The 18,270-nt window shown below is 64.6% G+C and carries 23 protein-coding genes and 2 tRNA genes; 10 read left to right on the top strand and 15 right to left on the bottom strand.

The window, feature by feature from the left end; all coding sequences use genetic code 11:
* Positions 1 to 84 precede the first annotated feature (84 nt).
* Entirely contained in the window at positions 85 to 837 is a 753-nt protein-coding gene (locus BDI24065_RS04245; RefSeq protein WP_175030132.1) for a DUF695 domain-containing protein, read from the top strand.
* A 499-nt stretch (positions 838 to 1,336) separates the two neighbouring features.
* On the opposite strand, the gene BDI24065_RS04240 is transcribed toward BDI24065_RS04245, so the two are convergent.
* A complete protein-coding gene (locus BDI24065_RS04240) occupies positions 1,337 to 1,813 on the bottom strand; it encodes a hypothetical protein (protein ID WP_254609672.1) in 477 nt (158 codons plus the stop codon).
* 279 nt (positions 1,814 to 2,092) lie between these two features.
* A complete protein-coding gene (locus BDI24065_RS04235) occupies positions 2,093 to 2,371 on the bottom strand; it encodes a hypothetical protein (protein ID WP_254609671.1) in 279 nt (92 codons plus the stop codon).
* A gap of 460 nt (positions 2,372 to 2,831) precedes the next feature.
* Between BDI24065_RS04235 and BDI24065_RS04230 the strand changes: the two genes are divergently transcribed.
* On the top strand, positions 2,832 to 3,296 hold the full coding sequence (locus tag BDI24065_RS04230; RefSeq protein ID WP_175030130.1) for a plasmid fertility inhibition factor family protein: 465 nt from the start codon (positions 2,832 to 2,834) through the stop codon (positions 3,294 to 3,296).
* Between the two features lie 74 nt (positions 3,297 to 3,370).
* Here the strand turns inward: BDI24065_RS04230 and BDI24065_RS04225 are convergent, their stop codons facing one another.
* Both BDI24065_RS04225 and BDI24065_RS04220 read right to left on the bottom strand, forming a co-directional pair.
* On the bottom strand, positions 3,371 to 3,886 hold the full coding sequence (locus tag BDI24065_RS04225; RefSeq protein WP_175030129.1) for a GNAT family N-acetyltransferase: 516 nt from the start codon (positions 3,884 to 3,886) through the stop codon (positions 3,371 to 3,373).
* A 150-nt stretch (positions 3,887 to 4,036) separates the two neighbouring features.
* Entirely contained in the window at positions 4,037 to 4,441 is a 405-nt protein-coding gene (locus BDI24065_RS04220) for a hypothetical protein (protein ID WP_175030128.1), read from the bottom strand.
* Positions 4,442 to 4,721: 280 nt separating this feature from the next.
* On the opposite strand from BDI24065_RS04220, the gene BDI24065_RS04215 reads away from it, so the two are divergent.
* Positions 4,722 to 5,240: a VUT family protein gene (locus BDI24065_RS04215; protein ID WP_175030127.1), complete on the top strand. Its 519-nt coding sequence runs from the start codon at positions 4,722 to 4,724 to the stop codon at positions 5,238 to 5,240.
* Positions 5,241 to 5,514: 274 nt separating this feature from the next.
* Here BDI24065_RS04215 and BDI24065_RS04210 read toward each other — a convergent pair.
* From BDI24065_RS04210 to ssuD, 8 genes are all read right to left on the bottom strand, one after another.
* Positions 5,515 to 5,590 (bottom strand) — tRNA-His (locus BDI24065_RS04210).
* A 57-nt stretch (positions 5,591 to 5,647) separates the two neighbouring features.
* Entirely contained in the window at positions 5,648 to 6,634 is a 987-nt protein-coding gene (gene dusA / locus BDI24065_RS04205; RefSeq protein WP_254609680.1) for a tRNA dihydrouridine(20/20a) synthase DusA, read from the bottom strand.
* Positions 6,635 to 6,764: 130 nt separating this feature from the next.
* Positions 6,765 to 7,010, bottom strand: coding sequence for a hypothetical protein (locus tag BDI24065_RS04200; protein WP_175030125.1), 246 nt, complete (start codon positions 7,008 to 7,010; stop codon positions 6,765 to 6,767).
* Between the two features lie 55 nt (positions 7,011 to 7,065).
* Positions 7,066 to 7,263, bottom strand: a complete 198-nt coding sequence (locus BDI24065_RS04195; protein WP_027787628.1) for a hypothetical protein — start codon at positions 7,261 to 7,263, stop codon at positions 7,066 to 7,068.
* A gap of 142 nt (positions 7,264 to 7,405) precedes the next feature.
* Positions 7,406 to 7,621, bottom strand: a complete 216-nt coding sequence (locus BDI24065_RS04190; RefSeq protein ID WP_006476104.1) for a TOBE domain-containing protein — start codon at positions 7,619 to 7,621, stop codon at positions 7,406 to 7,408.
* A gap of 57 nt (positions 7,622 to 7,678) precedes the next feature.
* The gene (locus BDI24065_RS04185; RefSeq protein WP_175030124.1) at positions 7,679 to 8,638 is read right to left on the bottom strand and encodes an ATP-binding cassette domain-containing protein; all 960 of its coding nucleotides are present in this window, start codon (positions 8,636 to 8,638) and stop codon (positions 7,679 to 7,681) included.
* Positions 8,635 to 9,447: an aliphatic sulfonate ABC transporter permease SsuC gene (gene ssuC, locus BDI24065_RS04180; protein WP_175030123.1), complete on the bottom strand. Its 813-nt coding sequence runs from the start codon at positions 9,445 to 9,447 to the stop codon at positions 8,635 to 8,637. Before ssuC ends, BDI24065_RS04185 begins: the two co-directional genes overlap by 4 nt.
* Positions 9,448 to 9,464: 17 nt before the next feature.
* A complete protein-coding gene (ssuD, locus tag BDI24065_RS04175; protein ID WP_175030122.1) occupies positions 9,465 to 10,622 on the bottom strand; it encodes an FMNH2-dependent alkanesulfonate monooxygenase in 1,158 nt (385 codons plus the stop codon).
* A gap of 341 nt (positions 10,623 to 10,963) precedes the next feature.
* Between ssuD and BDI24065_RS04170 the strand changes: the two genes are divergently transcribed.
* The gene (locus BDI24065_RS04170) at positions 10,964 to 11,392 is read left to right on the top strand and encodes a hypothetical protein (RefSeq protein WP_043182670.1); all 429 of its coding nucleotides are present in this window, start codon (positions 10,964 to 10,966) and stop codon (positions 11,390 to 11,392) included.
* 119 nt (positions 11,393 to 11,511) lie between these two features.
* Here BDI24065_RS04170 and BDI24065_RS04165 read toward each other — a convergent pair whose 3' ends face one another.
* Genes BDI24065_RS04165 through BDI24065_RS04155 form a run of 3 tightly spaced genes read right to left on the bottom strand, consistent with a single transcriptional unit; the run spans position 11,512 to position 13,537 of the window.
* On the bottom strand, positions 11,512 to 12,666 hold the full coding sequence (locus BDI24065_RS04165) for an enoyl-CoA hydratase/isomerase family protein (protein WP_175030121.1): 1,155 nt from the start codon (positions 12,664 to 12,666) through the stop codon (positions 11,512 to 11,514).
* 31 nt (positions 12,667 to 12,697) lie between these two features.
* Positions 12,698 to 13,030, bottom strand: coding sequence for a DMT family transporter (locus BDI24065_RS04160; protein WP_438819997.1), 333 nt, complete (start codon positions 13,028 to 13,030; stop codon positions 12,698 to 12,700).
* A gap of 9 nt (positions 13,031 to 13,039) precedes the next feature.
* Positions 13,040 to 13,537, bottom strand: coding sequence for a heme-degrading domain-containing protein (locus tag BDI24065_RS04155; protein ID WP_175030119.1), 498 nt, complete (start codon positions 13,535 to 13,537; stop codon positions 13,040 to 13,042).
* 197 nt (positions 13,538 to 13,734) lie between these two features.
* Here BDI24065_RS04155 and BDI24065_RS04150 point away from each other — a divergent pair.
* The 6 genes from BDI24065_RS04150 (at position 13,735) to BDI24065_RS04125 (ending at position 18,215) form a co-directional block, all read left to right on the top strand.
* Positions 13,735 to 13,811 (top strand) — tRNA-Met (locus tag BDI24065_RS04150).
* Between the two features lie 186 nt (positions 13,812 to 13,997).
* A complete protein-coding gene (locus BDI24065_RS04145; RefSeq protein WP_021161562.1) occupies positions 13,998 to 14,543 on the top strand; it encodes an NUDIX hydrolase in 546 nt (181 codons plus the stop codon).
* 11 nt (positions 14,544 to 14,554) lie between these two features.
* Entirely contained in the window at positions 14,555 to 15,319 is a 765-nt protein-coding gene (gene aat / locus BDI24065_RS04140) for a leucyl/phenylalanyl-tRNA--protein transferase (protein ID WP_175030118.1), read from the top strand.
* A 33-nt stretch (positions 15,320 to 15,352) separates the two neighbouring features.
* Complete coding sequence (locus BDI24065_RS04135) at positions 15,353 to 16,183, top strand: arginyltransferase (RefSeq protein WP_175030117.1); 831 nt, start codon at positions 15,353 to 15,355, stop codon at positions 16,181 to 16,183.
* Positions 16,184 to 16,282: 99 nt separating this feature from the next.
* A complete protein-coding gene (locus BDI24065_RS04130; RefSeq protein WP_085038932.1) occupies positions 16,283 to 17,320 on the top strand; it encodes a quinone-dependent dihydroorotate dehydrogenase in 1,038 nt (345 codons plus the stop codon).
* A 100-nt stretch (positions 17,321 to 17,420) separates the two neighbouring features.
* Positions 17,421 to 18,215, top strand: coding sequence for a cystine ABC transporter substrate-binding protein (locus tag BDI24065_RS04125; protein ID WP_011351851.1), 795 nt, complete (start codon positions 17,421 to 17,423; stop codon positions 18,213 to 18,215).
* The last annotated feature ends 55 nt before the right edge of the window (positions 18,216 to 18,270 follow it).

The following is an 18,270-nucleotide window of genomic DNA, read 5'->3' as shown; positions in this document are numbered from 1 at the left end:
GCGCTTCTCCGGCCAACGCGATTTTCGATGATACATTGGGACGCTTTACCACCGTCAACAGACAATCGTGCACGGGAGAAACACATGACCGACGCCTGGGGAACCTTCCCTGCCAGAATGGGCGACCATCAGGCCTTCATCAGCTTCAACCACAACTTCGCGGAAATCGCGGAAGGCGATCCGCGCACGTCGCTGCTCAGCGTGCGCGTCCCCTTTGCGCATCCGACGCCGGAAGGCCTGCCGACCGGCGACGAATTCGCCGACCTCGCGAAGATCGAGGATCTGCTCGACGCCACGATCACCGCGAAAGGTGGCGTGCAGGTTGGCCGCATCACCGTCGACGGCCACCGGGATTTCCTTTTCTACGTGCCGTTCGACGAAGAGGCAGCGGCGGAGATCGTCGACGCACTGGCCGATCAGACGACCTACGCGCTGCAGTACGCGCATCAGGGCGATCCGGACAAGGAAGCGTACTGGCAGACGCTCTACCCGACCGACGACGACTGGCTGATCATGCGCGACATGCGCGTCCTGGACGAATTGCGGAAGAAAGGCGACGTCAGCGACGTAAGCCGCCGCGTGATGCACTGGGCGTACTTCCCCGACCCGAGCGACGCGCATCAGTTTGCGGACTGGGCCGAATCGAAAGGCTATCCGGTCGAATCGGTTGCGCCCACCGAAGACGGCAAGTCGGCCGTCCGGTTTTCGCACGAAGGCACCATGGCACTGGCCGACATTACGCGCCATACGATCGCGATCAATCGCGAAGTGCGTGCGCTCGGCGGGGAATACGACGGATGGGAAACCAGCGTCGAACAGGCTGGCGGAGCGGGCTGACCGGCTCGCTGCGCCCGACGTGATGCAACGGATCCGGCGCAAAAAATATCCCGGCGGCATTGTTGCGTGCCGCCGGGACCAAGGCATCACCGGCCGAAACCGGCGATGGGCCTGAGGGTTCGCCCAGGCACGAGGAAAGCGATTCGTGCGGATCAGGCGAACGGATGCCGAGGCGCGCAACCGATACGATCACGCCGCCCGCCGAACGCCTGTCCGGTTCCGCCGACGCAGCCTTCCGGCGTCGGACGGGCAAAAAGCCCCCGCTCCTGCGCGAGCGAGCGGGGAAACGGTTGACCGGGCCGGGGAAGAACGGTCAACCGGCCAAATTGTGAGCGCCGGCCGCGCAACGATCTGTGCGGCAACTCACCATTTGGTGCCAATGCCGCTGCAACTGTTGCCCGTTTGCCGAGCGGATCGCGTCACGGTCCGAATGCGAGGCCAGCGGTCGGCGCAAGCACCACCACGATGACGCGCGGCCGTACCACTGTCCCGATCATCATCACGCGTCGACCGCGAGCGTGACGGGCGTCGCGAGCACGCGCACGGCCTTACCCGCCGTCGTGATGCGGTCGGCGACCCGGATCTTGTACGAATGCGCAAACGACGACCACGTCTTGCCTTGCGCAAAGCCGCCGGCCAGATAGCGCGAACGGGTCGACGCGCCCTCCCTCTCCCGATCGCTGCTTCCGTACTTCATGAAGCCCTCATCCAGCGCGCGCTCACAGCCCCCGTCGGTCACGTTGCCAAGACGGCGTTGAAGCCACGACTGGCCCAGAACCTTGCCACCCTGCGCGACGAACTCATATCGCGACGCGTTGATCGATTTCCGATAGGGCAATGCCAGTACCACGCCGAGATGCCTGGGCAAATCGAAGATGTCGTGACATTTCTTTCCAGGTGCGACGAATTTCCTGCCGTCCTCACTGACCGAAAATCGGTCGGCTGCCTCTTCGTATCTGCCATCTTCGAACAGCATGGCCGCGCAGCTCGCGGGGCCGGCAGCAATGCTTTCGCCCGCCGTCAGCAGCGTTCTTCCTTGCATGTCTGGAGTTCTATTTTGTTTTAATTCAAGCGAATAACGTCAGGCCCGGGCCCAGTTTCTGGAAAGTCGCCGTTATTGTCAAAGCAGGATTATTCTAATTTTTTCGAGTGATGCGATTCTAGCGATATTTTTCCGCGTCGACTTGTGCGAAAACCTGGTTTCGCGAACACATTGACCTGCGTCATAAAGAACCGAAATTCGACATCATGTCGCTCAGTTGAAAAGCCATTCCGCGACCATCTCGATCCAGTCGAGATCGCTGGCGACGTCAATAACGGTTTCGCCGATGACTTCCGCAGTCGATGCAGTCGATGCAGTCGATGCGGTCGATGCGTCGGTCGCCACCACCCCGGCAGCCACCGCGTTCGCCTTCGCCATATCGACCGACGCGCCGGATCTCGGATCGGCCAGCCGTTCCAGCCAGTCGACGATATTGGCACGCGCATCCTCTTCATCGACGAAATCATGCCGCTCGAGAAAGCGGTCGAACACGATCCACGCAAGCGTCTTGCTCCGCGAAGCGGATTCGAGCTGCCAATCGACAACGCCTGTCCGACCCGACTCCCTGATTTCGAGCGTCGCGGTGAAACAGTAATCGAGGTATTGGATCTCAAGCTTTGACGACATGGTTTTCTCCGGGCATTCTGCCCTCGCTGCTCTTATGATGATCCGCGCGCGCCGGGTTTCGCAACACTATTGAACCTTCGATGAAATTCGCGCGGCGCGTCATTCCAGCCGGCAGTATCGCGATACTCTCGCGACCTGTCGATATCGATCGCCGGCACACGACCGCCCTCGATTTACCCACCATTCCTCTCTGCGCATTCACTCACGGTTCGGGTTCCGCTGCGAGCCGTTCTGTTTTCCTATTCCGGGTATTGCCCTGCTTCGCCGCCGCAATCGCACTGCTAAACTTCAGTCAAGACGACCGCTTGCAGCACCAGAGGAAACAATGGCACTCGCCCACGCACAGCAGAATGGCGTAGAAGTCTGGATTATCCAGCTTCCCGGGCACGCCCCCTATGCCTATACGCACCTCAAGCGGGTATTCTCGTCCGACGATACGCGACACCGGGTCGTGACGATCGATCTGGCGAAATTGCTGGCCTGTGCCGACCGCGACACGACGGACTATGTATTGCCGTCTGTCCTGTACTGGGCCCCTGGAAAAGCCGCCGGTATTCGCGAATTCCTCGATCCTGAACAGGACAGGATTGCGGACATGCCGTACATCACGTTTCGCGAGGCGCGAACGAGAACGCTGCTCGGCATCCCCGGCCTGTCGAAGGTCGGCGTCGCGTCGTTCCGCAACGGCCAGCATCGTGCGCGTTATCTTGCCTATGCGGGCGCGACGACCCTTCCCGTCGAGATACACGAGACGGAAGCCGATCTGCTCATGCGGTACTGCGGCGCGTAACGGTCAAGTACGTTCGGCTTTCGCACGGCGATGGCCGCACGTCCTGCACCGCTCGCCCGGCTATCGCCAGGCCGCTACGCCTGTATCGCGTAGATCCGGTCGGTCACTTCCGTCTGGCCGATGCAGCTCGTTTCGATACCCGCCAATCGCCAGCCGTTGTGCTCATAGAAACCGATCGCACGTTCGTTGCCCTCCAGCACCTTCAGGTGGACCTTGTCCACGCCGAGCGTTCGCGCCCAAGCGCGGACGGCTTCGATCATGTGCTTGCCCGTGCCGCTTCCGTGATGCGAAGGATGGACGTGCAGGCAGTCGAGCAGGACGCCAAGCGCCGGATCGACGGGGCGCTCGGCACTGACGAAGCCCACGGGCTCGCCGCCCGCTTCGGCGATCAGTACGAAGCCTCGCTCTTTTTCATCGCGATCGAGATATTGCCGCCACCGGATCGCGTGTTCCGTCGGCACCTCGTCGGTCAAGTAGGCCGCCGGCAGGATGTGGCTGTATGCGGTTTGCCAGCTCAGCGTGTGCAGGCGAGCGATGTGGTTTGCGTCTTGCGCCGTCGCGGCACGCAGCGTGGCCCGGGTTTCCGGCATCGATGGTCACTCCTTCTGCTGGTTCTCTTGATCGGGACGTCTCGCCGCAAAATATACCGCGCGTTACGGCATGCAACCCTCGACGTCGCTGCGCTCGAACGATACCGTGTCGGCCTGCCCCGGGACGACGGAAGATGAACGTTGGGGAAATCAAATAACGCGACGTCTCTTTGGCATGACCGGATGTGCGATCGCGAGCATCATCAGCGTGATCGCGTGGACCGCGATCGACAGCCGCCGGTGTGTCGCGTTCGATCGGTTCGTGCCGCAGGCCGGTTCGTGAACTCGTTGCCAGCGCAACGAGATGCAGGCAAAAAAAATCCCGACACCGTCATTGGTCGTCGGGATCGAACGGCCCTGCAAAGCATGAGGGCACGAGGAAGCCGATACATTACACCCATGTAAGACTGTTGCGCGCTGTCGTTTCACGCCAAGTCCCTGTCCCATTCCGCCATTCATGCGGTAAAGGGCGACGATAAACGAAAAAAGCCTGCTCACGCGGAACGCGAGCAGGCAAGAAAACGGATCAGCATTCGAGGCACGAGGGCTGTCCATGGAAGATAACGGCACGGGGCGCGCGAACCTTAGTCCTCAAAGGAAACTTCACAACATCACGTCGACTGGGTACGGCCATACAATCTCGCGTCGGACATGCATTGATGAAAACCGGCGACACGGCGACGATATCCTGTGGCGCCCAACACTGGGGTTCCGCCAATCGTTCGCAGTTCGACCCGGCTTGCGCGCAGCGAAGCGCCCCTCCGTTCAATCGGCCATGTATGGCAAACTTCGGCTCCGAATCGACGCAGCGCGCACTCTTTACCGCAGGAGAATCATGTACGTCTTGATCTATATCGCAGCAGTCGCTGTCGCGAATCTGATGGTCGCTCATTTCGGACCGGCTGCGACACCGATCATCGCGTTCCTTCTGATCGGGCTCGATCTTGCGATTCGCGACCGGCTCCACCTGGACTGGCGCGGCCGCGCGCTTTGGTCACGGATGTTTGCGTTGATCGCGGCTGCCGGCGTCGTCAGTTACGCGCTCAATCCCGCCGCCAAGGAAATCGCCCTCGCGTCCCTGGTGGCGTTCGGTTCAGCCGCGGTGGCGAGCGCAGTCGTGTTTCAACTCGCACGCCGCTTTCCGATTCTGGCGCGTGCAAACGGCGCGAACGTCGCGGGTGCGGCTGTCGACTCCATCATTTTCCCGCTTATTGCGTTCGGGGCAGTGTTCCCGACGATCGCTGCGTTGCAGTTCGTTGCCAAGGTGGCTGGCGGCGCGTTGTGGTCGTGGGTGGTTTTTAGAAATACCCGAACGGTTCAGGCGGGGATCGCGAGCAACCTGGGCGACCGTTAAACACGGGTCGAGCGTATGGCAGCGTTGTTCGTTGCCAAGTTCGGCGTCGTTTCGTTTCAGTTGGCCGTGGCGTTTCCCGCTTCGGCCAAGTCCTTCGTCACGGAGCAGAGAACGGCGTGTCGCGTTGTGGGTCGGTTGCGCGGACAGCCAAGGGTCGAACGAAGGTCGGAAAGCGACGAGATATGTAATTCCCGATTTTCGAATTCCAAAACAAAAACGGCACTGTCTTTTGGGACAGTGCCGTTTTTAACTACTTGTACCGCTTGGAATTCTTTGGGGTGGCTGATGGGACTCGAACCCACGACGACAGGAATCACAATCCTGGACTCTACCAACTGAGCTACAGCCACCACTGTTACTGCTTTTTGTTCTTCGCTGCTTTTGTGTTTCAGCAGCGAAGAACAAGATTATACGAACACTTTTGAATCTTGCAAAGCTTTTTTTTCAAAAACTTCTTCGGCTTCGTTCAGATACGCGCGCGCCTCGTCGAACACGGCCAGATCGGCACGCGCGAGCTTCTTGTTGTCGGACAGCACACGACGCCAGCCGCGTGCGCCGGGCATGCCGCGATACAGCCCAAGCGCGTGCCGCACGATCGCACCGAGGTAGGTCCCGCGCTTCAGTTCGGCCGCGCAGTATTCGATCAGCTTCGCCTCGGCCTCTTCGCGCGTCGGCACCGCTGCGGTCGATCCGTAGAAGCGCGCATCAACCTCCGCGAGCACGTACGGGTTGTGATACGCCTCGCGTCCGAGCATCACGCCATCGACATGCTCGAGATGCTGCGCAACCTCGTCGAGCGTCGTGATGCCGCCGTTGATGACGATCTCGAGCGACGGAAAATCGCGCTTCAACTGATACGCATAGTCGTACTTGAGCGGCGGGATCTCGCGATTCTCCTTCGGCGACAGCCCCTTCAGGATCGCATTGCGCGCATGCACGACGAACGTCTTGCAGCCAGCCTCGGCCACCGTGCCGACGAAGTCGCGCACGAATGCGTAATCCTCGACCGCATCGACACCGATCCGGTGCTTGACCGTGACCGGCACCGACACCGCATCGCTCATCGCCTTCACGCAGTCGGCCACCAGTTGCGGCTCGTTCATCAGGCACGCGCCGAACGCGCCGCGCTGCACACGTTCGGACGGGCATCCGCAATTCAGGTTGATTTCGTCGTAGCCCCACTGCTCACCGAGCTTCGCCGCGCGCGCGAGATCGTCGCGCTCGCTGCCGCCCAGTTGCAGTGCCACCGGCGATTCGTTCGGCGTGAACGCGAGATGCCGCTGGGCATCGCCGAACAGCAGCGCGCCTGTCGTGATCATCTCCGTATACAGCCAGGTATCGCGCGTCAGCGTACGGTGGAACGACCGGCAATGCCGATCGGTCCAGTCGAGCATGGGCGCGACGGACACGCGGCGGGGAGGAAGCGAAGACGGTACGGACATGGATTTCGGGCTACAGGCCAGACGGCGCGGAAACAACCCGGTATTTTACCGCAACACGGGCCGTACCTGCCCGGCACGCAGGCTACCCCTCGCCGAGCTCCGTATCGACCGCCCGCCGCGCCTCGTCGAGCACGCGCTCGATCACGCGTCGTTCGGTCAGCAGCAACCCGTCAACCTTGACGAGCCGCCAGTCGATCCGCACGGCGTCGCCCTGCAGCACGCGGTAATGCGCATGCTCGCCGTCCCAGACCTGCTCGGTCTTCACCTCGATCTCGAAGCCGCGGTACGGCTCGCTGAAATCGCCGAGGTCGCTGCCTCTCGGTTCCATCGCACGCTCCGTGGCGACGCAGCGCCAGGCCGCCCGGGCGGCCTGCGCCGTGCGCTCAATCGTATTCGTCGGATAAAAAGGATTTGCCATCGGCCGTCAGGTCGACCCGGTCGGCCGCCGCCTGATAGATCAGCCCCTCGTTCAGCAACGCGTAGACGACGTCGTCGAACGCAGCGGGAACCGGCCGGCTTTCACCGAACTGGTCGATCCATTTCAGCGCCTCGATGGCTTCAGGAGAAAGGATGGGGGTCATGCGTTGGCCTCCGGCATCGGTGTCGCTCCATCCTAGCACTTCGTCCGGACGTCGAATACCAAGGCAAACGCGTTGCGCAAATGCCGGGCGGCGCCAACGGGCAGGTTGCCCGCGGCGCCGCACCGGTGCAGGACACGCGGGCTCAGAGGCGCGCGATCGATACCTCGGTCGATTTCACGAGCGCGACGACTTCCGCGCCGACCTTCAGTTCGAGTTCGTCGACCGAACGGGTCGTGATCACCGACGTGACGATGCCGAACGGCGTCTCGACGTCGACCTCGGAGACCACGGATCCGCGAATGATCTCCTTGACCTTGCCCTTGAACTGGTTACGTACGTTGATTGCGGTGATGCTCATCAGGTTGATCGCTCCGAAGAAAAAGATCTCAGAACGGGCGGCCGCTGCCGCCCGGATTTAAACGGCCCAGCGGATCTGCCCGACCGGTCGAACGTTGTCTGATTCATGCGTCGCGTCCTGCCCGGCCGCACCAGGCCCGCCGGCGAGCACGCGTTTCAGCACGCGGTCCTCCAGCGCCGCAAACGCGGCCGATGCACGGGCGCGCGGCCGGTCGAGCGGCACCGGCTGATCCAGCGCCACTCGCCCCTGTTCGATGAGCAGGATGCGATCGCCGAGCGCGACGGCCTCCTGCACGTCGTGCGTGACGAGCAGCGCCGTGAACCGATGCTCACGCCACAACCGCTCGATCAGCGCATGCATCTCGATGCGGGTCAGCGCGTCGAGCGCGCCGAGCGGCTCGTCGAGCAACAGCAGTTGCGGCCGGTGCACGAGCGCGCGGGCCAGTGCGACACGCTGCCGCTGGCCGCCCGACAGTTGCGCGGGCCAGTCGTTCGCACGTTCCAGCAAGCCCACTTCATCGAGCACCGCGCGTGCCTGGTCGCGCGCGCCGCGACCGAGGCCCAGCATCACGTTCTGCAGCACGGTCTTCCACGGCAGCAGGCGCGCATCCTGGTACATGATCCGCGTATCGAGCACGCCGCCGCCTTCGCCGCGCGTCACGAGCGCGCCGCTGCTCGGCTGCTCAAGCCCCGCGACGAGACGCAGCAGCGTCGATTTCCCGCAGCCGCTGCGACCGACGATCGCGACGAAGCTGCCGCGTGCGATGCCGAGCTCGACGTTGTCGAGCACGGTGCGTGCGCCGAAGCGCTTGCTGACGCCCGACAGCGTCACCGCATCGTCGGGTGCCGGGCTTGCCGCCCGCCGCCGCGCAAGCGGAACGACGGATGCGCTGCCGTCACGTTCGAGGATCGCCGCATCCCGCGCGTCGCCGTCCGCGACGCGCGCCTGCGCCAGTTCGGCCTCGAGGTCTGCGCCGGCGAGCGGGCCGTAGGCGGCCGCCGAAGTCGTCGCATTCATGCCTTTGCTCCTGATTGATAAGCCGGGTGCCAGCGCAGCGTCACACGCTCGAGCCATTTCGCCAGCACGTCGGCCAGCTTGCCGAGCACCGCGTACAGCAGGATGCCGACCACCACCACGTCGGTTTGCAGGAATTCACGTGCATTCATCGTCATGTAGCCGATGCCCGATTGCGCGGAGATCGTTTCCGCGACGATCAGCATCACCCACATCAGCCCGAGCGCAAAGCGCACGCCCACGAGAATCGACGGCAACGCACCAGGCAGGATCACGTCGCGGTACAGCGCGAAGCCGCGCACGCCGTAGCTCTTCGCCATCTCGATCAGGTTCGCGTCGACCGAGCGGATCCCGTGATACGTGTTGATGTAGACCGGAAAGAACACGCCGAGCGCAACGAGGAACAGCTTCGCCTTCTCGTCGATGCCGAACCACAGGATCACGAGCGGAATCATCGCGAGCGCCGGGATGTTGCGGATCATCTGGATCGTCGAATCGAGCGCGACCTCCGCTGCCTTCGACAAGCCGGTCGCAAGCCCCAGCGCGAGGCCGACGCCGCCGCCGATCGCGAAGCCGAACAGCGCGCGCCAGGTGCTGACCTTCACGTTCGCCCACATTTCACCCGACGTCACGAGCGACCAGGCCGCTCGCACGACTGCCACGGGCTCGGGCAGCACGCGGGTCGACAGCCAGCCGATACGCGCACCGACTTCCCATGCCGCCAGCAGCGCGAGCGGCACGAGCCACGGCGCGACGGCGCGCCATGCGCTGGCGGCCACGGCCGCGCCCGTCGTCGACGTTTTCGTTGTCATCGCACGCCTCCTGTCACTCAGCTCTGCGCAGCTTTCGGCAGATAGCTGTTGCCGACGATCTCGCCGAACGGGCCCGACAGCGGGCCGGGGGCCTTCGCCGCGCCGTTGCCCTTGATCAGCGGGAACACGAGTTCCGCGAACCGGTACGACTCTTCCAGGTGCGGATAGCCGGACAGGATGAAGGTCTCGATGCCGAGATCCGCGTATTCGCGCATGCGCTCCGCGACCTGCTCCGGGTTGCCGACGAGCGCGGTACCCGCACCGCCGCGCACGAGGCCGACGCCCGCCCACAGGTTCGGATACACCTCGAGCGCCTCGCGGCCCCCGCGCTTGCCGCCGTGCAGCGCGGCCATCCGGCGCTGGCCTTCCGAATCCATGTTCGCGAACGCCTTTTGCGCACGCGCGATGGTTTCGTCGTCGAGGCGGCTGATCAGGCGCTCTGCGTCGCGCCATGCTTCGTCCTCGGTCTCGCGCACGATCACGTGCAGACGAATGCCGAACTTGATCTTGCGGCCGCGCGCCTCGGCGCGGGCGCGAATGTCGGCGATCTTCTTCGCGACAGCTTCGGGCGGCTCGCCCCAGGTCAGGTAGGTGTCGATGTGATCGGCCGCGATCTGATGCGCGGCCGGCGACGAGCCGCCGAACCACAGCGGCGGATGCGGACGCTGCACGGGCGGATACAGCGCCTTGCCACCCTTCGACTGCAGATGCTTGCCGATGTAGTCGAACCCGCCGTTGTCGTGCGACGCGGACAGCAGCCCGCGCCAGATGTTCAGGAAATCGTCGGTGATTTCATAGCGCGTGTCGTGATCCGCGAACAGGCCGTCCCCTTCGAGCTCGGCGGCATCGCCGCCCGTCACGACGTTGATCAGCAGGCGGCCACCCGACAGGCGGTCGAACGTCGCGGCCATCCGCGCCGACAGCCCCGGCGACGCGATGCCGGGACGGATCGCAACCAGGAACTTCAGGCGCTGCGTCGCCGGGATGAGGCTCGACGCAACGACCCACGCATCCTCGCAGGAACGGCCGGTCGGCAGCAGCACGCCCTCGTAGCCGAGCGTGTCGGCCGCCACCGCGACCTGCTTGAAGTAATCGTAATCCGCGGCGCGTGCACCTTCGGCTGTGCCGAGATAGCGGCTGTCGCCGTGCGTGGGGATAAACCAGAACACATTCATCTGCTGCTCCTGCTTGACTGTCCTTGCCGGAATTTGAAAAAAACATCGCCCTGCTCGCGTCGCGGATGAGCGGCGCATGCATGGTGTGCGTTCGAATCGGGATGGCTCGCCGGTCAGGCCGTGCAGCGGGCGAGGACGCGATTGCACGGCTGTTTCTGGGAAATCAGTCTAGGGATCGGTGCAGGGCTTTGGAACGATTTTTTTGAGCTTAGGTTTTCCGCTTTCGTGATTAGCACGACGCTGGAGCGAATATCGCAGCGGGCGGGCCCTATAATGACGCACCTATCCGAATAACTCCGCGCGGACGGCCCCGGCCGTGCGCGCCTGCGGTGCACTCATCGATGCAGAAAGTCATCCTGCCATTCCTGTCCGGCTTCCTGGCCGCCCTGTTCTTCCGCGAAGCCACGCTCGCACTCCTTCATACGGCCGACCTGATCGCTGCAACCGGCTTCTCCACGCAACCGTTCGCGCCGCTCGGCATTCCTGAATTTGTCGCGAATGCGCTGATCAGCGCGTGCTGCGCGGTCCCGATGGCATGGCTGCTGCGCGTGTCGCCGGAACGCGAGGCATCGTGGATCGGCGCACTGGTATTCGGCGGCATCGTGCTGACGGCCGCCCGCGTGTTCGCGATCGATCCGCTGCGCGGCATCTGGCCGTCGGGCAACATGATGCCGGTGCTCGCGGCCGGCTTCGCGGCGAACGCGGTATGGGGCTTCGGCGCGCTCGTGTTCATGCGCGCGTTCATGTCGGACGACGCAGGCGACGAGTAACGTCGGCGCAAGCGCTCCGCCCGTCGACCGCAAACCGGCCGACATCCATGAAAAAGGCCGCCTGCATGTGCAGGCGGCCTTTTCGTTTCCGGCTCGCGCTTCGATCAGTCTGACCGACGTCAGTCCTGCAGTTTCCGCAGCGGATGCGTGTCCGGCGTCCACGGGCTGTCGAACATCGCGAGCACGTCTGCACGATCGAGGTCGGCGGCCGACTTGAAGCGCCAGAGCGGCTGATGGTCCTTGTCGACGATCAGCGCACGCACGCCTTCGATCACGTCGCCGCGCGCGAACGTCGAGCGCGTGAGATCGAGATCGCGCCGCAGGCAGTCGGCCATCGTTGCACCGCGTGCGCGTTCGACGACTTCCAGCGACACGGCCATCGACAGCGGCGACAACTGCTCGCGCATCGCGTGGGTCGCCTTCCCGATCCATCCGTCGACGGCCGCGCAATCCTGCTCGGCGTCGAGCGACGCGAGGATCACGCCGATGTCCGGCTGCGCGAAATGCCGGTCGATTCCGGCGCGCGCGTCGGCCAGCGCCGACGTATCGGGCGTCGGCACGACCTTGTGCGCGGCGGCCGCCTCGGCCACGCACGCAACGGCCTGCTCGCCGCTGTCGATACGCGCGCTGCGCAACGTGTCGAGCAGCGCCGGCAGTGCCGCATCGGGCAGATAGACGTCGGCGAGTTGCGCGTACAGCGCGCCGGCCGCGTCGAGCGTCGCGCCGGTCACGGCGAGATAGCGACCGATCGTGCCGGGCGCGCGCGCGAGGAACCAGCTCATCCCGACGTCCGGGAACAGGCCGATACGCGTTTCCGGCATCGCCATCTTCGTCGAGTCGGTCACGACCCGCAGGCCGCCCGTATGCCGCGCGGCCTGCGAAATCCCCATCCCGCCGCCCATCACGACACCGTGCATCAGCGCGATGTAAGGCTTCGGATACGTGAAGATCGTGTGGTTCAGCGTGTATTCCTCGATGAAGAACGTGTCGACCGCATCGCGATCGCCGCGCTGCCACGCAGCGTGGAAGAAGCGCACGTCGCCACCCGCGCAGAACGCGCGCGGATGCGGGCTGTGCACGACGACCGCGACGACCTCGGGATCGTTGCGCCACGCGTCGAGCGCCTGCTGCATCAGCAGGATCATGCCGACCGACAGCGCGTTCAGCGCCTTCGGCCGGTTCAGTTCGAGATAGCCGATGCGGTTCGCGACATGCGCGCGCACGTCGGGCTGGGTGGATTCGGCGGAAACGGCTGCGGAAGTGGAATCGGTCATGAGGGTCATCCGGCAAATGGCAGTCGCACGCTCAGTGCGCCTGCATCTTCGAAAACAGGTTCAGCACCACGACGCCGGCGATGATCAGGCCGAGGCCGATCACGGCCGGCAGATCGGGCACCTGGCGATAGAGCAGCATCGCGACGAGCGTGATCAGCACGATGCCGGCGCCCGACCAGACTGCATAGATGATGCCGACCGGCATCGTGCGCAACGTGAGCGACAGGCAGTAGAACGCGATGCCGTAGCCGGCGATGACGAGTGCCGACGGCCAGAGGCGCGTGAAGCCGTCCGCTGCGCGCAGTGCGGACGTGCCGATCACTTCCGCGACGATCGCGATTGCGAGCCATGCGTAACCGGGCAGTTGCATTGCTCAGCTCCTTGCGAGGGCCAGCACCGCGTAGTCGTGGCCGAGCTCGGCACACAGCGCCTCGACGACGAATTCGTGGTCCGCGCGCTGCGGCAGCCCCGACGCGGTGATCGAGCCGATCACGCCGGCACCGGCGACGGTCAGCGGGAACGAGCCGCCGTGCGGCGAATATTCGGCGATCGGCAGCCCGTGCTTGTCCGCAAGCGTGGCGCCGGCCTGCTGCATGCGCAGGCCGATGGCGTACGAGCTACGGCGAAAATGCGCGACGACGTTGCGCTTGCGGCGCACCCAGTCGGCATTGTCGGGCGTGGCGCCAGCGAGCGCCGCGTAGAACAGCGGCTGGCCGAACGTGGCGATGTCGATCGCGATCGCATGGCCGCGTGACGCCGCGAGGGCATGCATCCGGTTGCCGAGCGCCCATGCGCGCGCCGGGTCGAAATGGGGAAACACGAGCGCCTGTTCCTGCGCGCCGATCGATTGCAGATCGTGAGCGATGTCCATGAATCCGTCGATACAGTAATGAGAGTCGCAATGACGCCGATGCGATCGCGCACGGCCCCGCTGCCGAAGAAACGAAACAAACCGCTCGATTCTAGCGCACGCACCCGCGGTACCGGCCCCACAAGCGGCGACAAGAATTTGTCAGAAAACGCTTGCACGCACTCGGGTTACTCCTTATAATTCATTTCTTCGACGGACGCGGGGTGGAGCAGTCTGGCAGCTCGTCGGGCTCATAACCCGAAGGTCGTAGGTTCAAATCCTACCCCCGCAACCAACCGTCCAGAATTACGCAAAAAGCCCGGCCCTGCGCCGGGCTTTTTGTTTTTCCGCGTCCGGGCGCCACGCCCGCTTCGCGCACACGCTCCCTCCGCTTCGCACGACATGCCGCCCGCATGTGGAGGCGTTCAAGAATGCCGTGCCCCGGTGATACACTCGCATCACCTCGTCCCTTCCACTCGACATGAAATTCTGCTCCGTCTGCGGTCACGAAGTCATCGCGCGCATTCCTCCGGGCGACAACCGCGAGCGCTTCGTCTGCGATCACTGCGGCACGATCCATTACCAGAATCCGCGCAACGTCGTCGGCACGGTCCCGGTCTGGGGCGATCAGATCCTGCTGTGCCGCCGCGCGATCGAACCGCGCTACGGGTTCTGGACGCTGCCGGCAGGCTTCATGGAAATGGGCGAGACGACGGCCGAAGCCGCCGCACGCGAAACGCTCGAGGAAGCCGGCGCGCGCGTCGAGGTGCAGAACCTGTTCACGCTGCTCAACGTGCCGCACGTGCACCAGGTCCACCTGTTCTACCTTGCGCGGCTCACCGATCCGGGTTTCGAAGCCGGCGAGGAAAGCCTCGAAGTGAAGCTGTTCGACGAAGCCGACATCCCGTGGGACGAGATCGCGTTCCCGACTGTCAGCCAGACCCTGCGATTCTTCTTCGCCGATCGCGCCGCAGGCGACTACGGCGTGCACACCGGCGATATCTTCCGCTCGCTGCGCAACGGCTGAGCCCCCGCCCCATGGTCCCCTGGCTCGGCCCGGACGATCCCTTTCCGCCCATCGAACGCGCGCTCGGTCCCGCGACCGGCGCGCCGGGGCTGCTCGCCGCGAGTGCCGACCTGCTGCCGTCGCGCCTCATCGACGCGTACCTGCGCGGCATCTTCCCGTGGTATTCCGACGGCCAGCCCGTGCTGTGGTGGAGCCCCGACCCGCGCATGATCCTCGTGCCGGCCGAATTCAAGGTGTCGCCTTCGCTGCGCAAGACACTGAAGCGCGTGCTGCGCGAGCCGGAATGGGAAGTGCGCGTCGACCACGACTTTCCGGGCGTGATGCGCGCGTGCGCGCAAGCGCCGCGCCGCGGGCAGCGCGGCACCTGGATCACGGCCGAGATCATCGACGCGTACACGTCGCTCTACCGCTCCGGCAACGCGCACAGCATCGAGACGTGGCACGAAGGGCGCCGTGTCGGCGGCCTGTACGGCGTGTCGTTCGGGCGGATGTTTTTCGGCGAGTCGATGTATGCGGACGCGACCGACGCATCGAAAATCGCGCTGGCCACGCTCGTCGCGCACCTTCGCGAGCAGGGGCTGGAGATGATAGACTGCCAGCAGAATACGTCGCATCTAGCGTCGCTCGGCGGCCGCGAGATCGCACGCAAGGCCTTTGTCGCTCACGTGCGCAGCGCGGTAGCCGAACCGCCGATTCCGTGGCAGTTCGACAAGCGCGTGCTCGCCGCGCTGACGGGCCGCGCCGAAACGGCGGCCCCCTCCGGGATCGAGCGCTAGCGCGGCACTCCCTCCCTGCAACGAGAGCTGCCCATGACTCACCCGACTGAGCTGCCGCTTTCACCGCTTTCGGCGCTGCAATTCTATGCAACGGCGCCCTACCCGTGCAGCTATCTGGACGGCCGCGTTGCGCGCTCGCAAGTCGCGACGCCGAGCCACCTGATCAACTCCGACATCTACACCGAGCTCGTCAAGGCCGGCTTCCGGCGCTCGGGCGTCTTCACGTATCGCCCGTACTGCGACGGCTGCCGCGCGTGCGTGCCGGTGCGCGTGCCCGTCGACGCATTCGCGCCGTCGCGCACGCAGCGCCGGATGTGGAAGCGCCACCGCACGCTCGTCGCGACGGTTTCGCCGCTGCACTACGACGAAGAGCACTACGCGCTCTACATGCGCTACCAGTCCGCGCGCCACGCAGGCGGCGGCATGGATCGCGACAGTCGCGACCAGTACGAGCAATTCCTGCTGCAGAGCCGGATCAACTCGCGCCTCGTCGAATTCCGCGACCTCGACGCACCGGGCGGCGAGCCCGGCAAGCTGCGCATGGTCAGCATGATCGACATCCTCGGCGACGGCCTGTCGTCGGTCTATACGTTCTTCGAGCCTGACGACACGCACACCAGCTACGGCACCTACAACATCCTGTGGCAGATCGAGCAGGCAAAGAGCCTCGGCCTGCCCTACGTGTACCTTGGCTACTGGATCCGCGAGAGCCCGAAGATGGCCTACAAGGCGAACTTCCACCCGCTCGAAGGGCTGATCGACGGCCGCTGGAAGATGCTCGATCCGGAACGGATCGACCTGCCGCCCGTCGACGCGGCGCTGGCGCGCGCGCCGTTGCCGGGCGGCCATTCCGGCTCGGGCTGACGCGTGCCGCGGGAGGTGACGAAGCGAAGCGCGCCCCTGCCGCGCAACTCCCGGTAAAATAGCGGGTTGTCATTCATTCCGGCTGTCCGCCCTATTCCCGTGTTCAGTTCCCTCTATCCGCTGGCCCGCGCATCCCTGTTCAAGATGGATGCGGAAGACGCTCACCACCTCACGCTGCGCGCGCTCGGCGCCGCCGGCCGCACGGGCCTTGCCTGCGCGCTGTCGGCCCGCGTGCCCGACGCACCGCGCACCGTGATGGGGCTCACGTTCCGCAACCCGGTCGGCCTCGCCGCCGGCCTCGACAAGGACGGCGCGGCCATCGACGGCCTCGCGGCGCTCGGCTTCGGCTTCATCGAAGTCGGTACGGTCACGCCGCGCCCGCAGCCCGGCAACCCGCGCCCGCGGATGTTCCGCCTGCCGCAGGCCGAAGCACTGATCAACCGGATGGGCTTCAACAACCACGGCGTCGACCAGTTCGTGAAGAACGTCCAGGCCGCCCGCTATCGCGGCATCCTCGGCCTGAACATCGGCAAGAATGCCGATACGCCGATCGAGCGCGCCGCCGAGGACTACCTGTACTGCCTCGAACGTGTGTACCCGTTCGCAAGCTACGTGACGATCAATATCTCGTCGCCGAACACGAAGAACCTGCGCCAGCTGCAGGGCGCGGGCGAGCTCGACGCGTTGCTCGCGGCGCTGAAGGACAAGCAGCAGCGCCTCGCCGACCTGCACGGCAAGCTCGTGCCGCTCGCACTGAAAATCGCGCCCGATCTCGACGACGAGCAGGTCAAGGAAATCGGCGACACGTTGCTGCGCCACAAGATCGAGGCGGTCATCGCCACCAACACGACGCTGTCGCGCGCGGCCGTCCAGGGCCTGCCGCATGCGGACGAAGCCGGCGGCCTGTCGGGGCGTCCCGTGTTCGACGCGTCGAACGAAGTGATCCGCAAGCTGCACGCCGAAGTCGGCAGCGAAGTGCCGATCATCGGCGTCGGCGGCATTTTCTCGGGCGAGGACGCCCGGGCGAAGCTCGCGGCCGGCGCGGCGCTCGTGCAGCTCTATACGGGCTTCATCTACCGCGGCCCCGCGCTCGTCTCGGAATGCGTGAAGGCCATCGCACGCGAACGCACCGCGTAATATAGGCATAAACAAACGATATTTAGAGGTCGATTGCGTTTTTGCTATCATCGGCCTCGTTATCAGAATCAATGACCCGGACAGGGCAAGGAAACACACGATGAAGATTGCGCTGCTGAAGAAGCTGCTGGTTGCCGGCCTGATCGGCACGTCGTTCGCTGCCGCCACCGCGCATGCGGCCGACCTCCTCGACCAGGTGAAACAACGCGGCACGCTGCGGGTCGGCCTCGAAGGCACGTTCCCGCCGTTCAACTCGAAGAACCCGCAAGGCGAACTCGTCGGCTTCGACGTCGACATCGCGAAGGCCGTGGCCGCGAAGCTCGGCGTGAAGGCCGAATTCGTGACGACCGAATGGAGCGGCATCATCGCGGGCCTGCAGGCCGGCAAGTTCGACGTGATCGCCAACCAGGTCGGCATCACCGACAAGCGCAAGGAAACGCTCGACTTCTCGCCGGCGTACACGTATTCGTCCGCGCAACTGATCCAGCGCAACGACGACACGCGCCAGTTCAAGTCGCTGGAAGACCTGAAAGGCAAGAAGCTCGGCGTCGCGCTCGGCACGAACTACATGGACATGGCGAAGTCGGTACCCGGCATCGACGTGAAGACGTACCCGGGCGCGCCCGAGTACCTGCGCGATCTCGCGGCCGGCCGTCTCGACGCGGCGCTCAACGACCGCCTGATGCTCGCGTACCTGACGAAGAATTCGCAGCTGCCGCTGCGCCCGGGCGCGAACGTCGGCTCGGCGAACCCGTCGGGCATCCCGTTCAAGAAGGGCAACCCGAAGTTCCAGAAGGCGATCGACGATGCGATGGCGCAACTCGAAGCCGACGGCACCTTCACGAAGATCTCGGACAAGTGGTTCGGCATCGACGTGACGAAGCCGATCAAGTAAGCACGCCTGCATTTCCCGCCTGACGGCGGGCCGGAAAGGGCGGCATCCGTAACGA

The organism is Burkholderia lata (assembly GCF_902499025.1).
GTDB classification, from domain to species: domain Bacteria; phylum Pseudomonadota; class Gammaproteobacteria; order Burkholderiales; family Burkholderiaceae; genus Burkholderia; species Burkholderia lata_C.
Note: the sequence above shows the minus strand (reverse complement) of the source record. Positions and strands in the feature narration are given on the sequence as shown.

What these genes read in the sequence shown, in the direction of transcription:
- BDI24065_RS04225 (WP_175030129.1), bottom strand. Translation starts at nt 3,886, where the DNA reads ATGCCGGAAACCCGGGCCACGCTGCGTGCCGCGACGGCGCAAGACGCA.
- BDI24065_RS04125 (WP_011351851.1), top strand. Translation starts at nt 17,421, where the DNA reads ATGAAGATTGCGCTGCTGAAGAAGCTGCTGGTTGCCGGCCTGATCGGC.
- BDI24065_RS04230 (WP_175030130.1), top strand. Translation starts at nt 2,832, where the DNA reads ATGGCACTCGCCCACGCACAGCAGAATGGCGTAGAAGTCTGGATTATC.
- dusA (WP_254609680.1), bottom strand. Translation starts at nt 6,634, where the DNA reads ATGCTCGACTGGACCGATCGGCATTGCCGGTCGTTCCACCGTACGCTG.
- BDI24065_RS04170 (WP_043182670.1), top strand. Translation starts at nt 10,964, where the DNA reads ATGCAGAAAGTCATCCTGCCATTCCTGTCCGGCTTCCTGGCCGCCCTG.
- ssuC (WP_175030123.1), bottom strand. Translation starts at nt 9,447, where the DNA reads ATGACAACGAAAACGTCGACGACGGGCGCGGCCGTGGCCGCCAGCGCA.
- BDI24065_RS04165 (WP_175030121.1), bottom strand. Translation starts at nt 12,666, where the DNA reads ATGACCGATTCCACTTCCGCAGCCGTTTCCGCCGAATCCACCCAGCCC.
- BDI24065_RS04215 (WP_175030127.1), top strand. Translation starts at nt 4,722, where the DNA reads ATGTACGTCTTGATCTATATCGCAGCAGTCGCTGTCGCGAATCTGATG.
- BDI24065_RS04200 (WP_175030125.1), bottom strand. Translation starts at nt 7,010, where the DNA reads ATGGAACCGAGAGGCAGCGACCTCGGCGATTTCAGCGAGCCGTACCGC.
- BDI24065_RS04135 (WP_175030117.1), top strand. Translation starts at nt 15,353, where the DNA reads ATGACTCACCCGACTGAGCTGCCGCTTTCACCGCTTTCGGCGCTGCAA.
- BDI24065_RS04195 (WP_027787628.1), bottom strand. Translation starts at nt 7,263, where the DNA reads ATGACCCCCATCCTTTCTCCTGAAGCCATCGAGGCGCTGAAATGGATC.
- BDI24065_RS04185 (WP_175030124.1), bottom strand. Translation starts at nt 8,638, where the DNA reads ATGAATGCGACGACTTCGGCGGCCGCCTACGGCCCGCTCGCCGGCGCA.
- BDI24065_RS04145 (WP_021161562.1), top strand. Translation starts at nt 13,998, where the DNA reads ATGAAATTCTGCTCCGTCTGCGGTCACGAAGTCATCGCGCGCATTCCT.
- BDI24065_RS04155 (WP_175030119.1), bottom strand. Translation starts at nt 13,537, where the DNA reads ATGGACATCGCTCACGATCTGCAATCGATCGGCGCGCAGGAACAGGCG.
- BDI24065_RS04240 (WP_254609672.1), bottom strand. Translation starts at nt 1,813, where the DNA reads ATGCTGTTCGAAGATGGCAGATACGAAGAGGCAGCCGACCGATTTTCG.
- ssuD (WP_175030122.1), bottom strand. Translation starts at nt 10,622, where the DNA reads ATGAATGTGTTCTGGTTTATCCCCACGCACGGCGACAGCCGCTATCTC.
- BDI24065_RS04245 (WP_175030132.1), top strand. Translation starts at nt 85, where the DNA reads ATGACCGACGCCTGGGGAACCTTCCCTGCCAGAATGGGCGACCATCAG.
- BDI24065_RS04220 (WP_175030128.1), bottom strand. Translation starts at nt 4,441, where the DNA reads ATGGACAGCCCTCGTGCCTCGAATGCTGATCCGTTTTCTTGCCTGCTC.
- BDI24065_RS04190 (WP_006476104.1), bottom strand. Translation starts at nt 7,621, where the DNA reads ATGAGCATCACCGCAATCAACGTACGTAACCAGTTCAAGGGCAAGGTC.
- aat (WP_175030118.1), top strand. Translation starts at nt 14,555, where the DNA reads ATGGTCCCCTGGCTCGGCCCGGACGATCCCTTTCCGCCCATCGAACGC.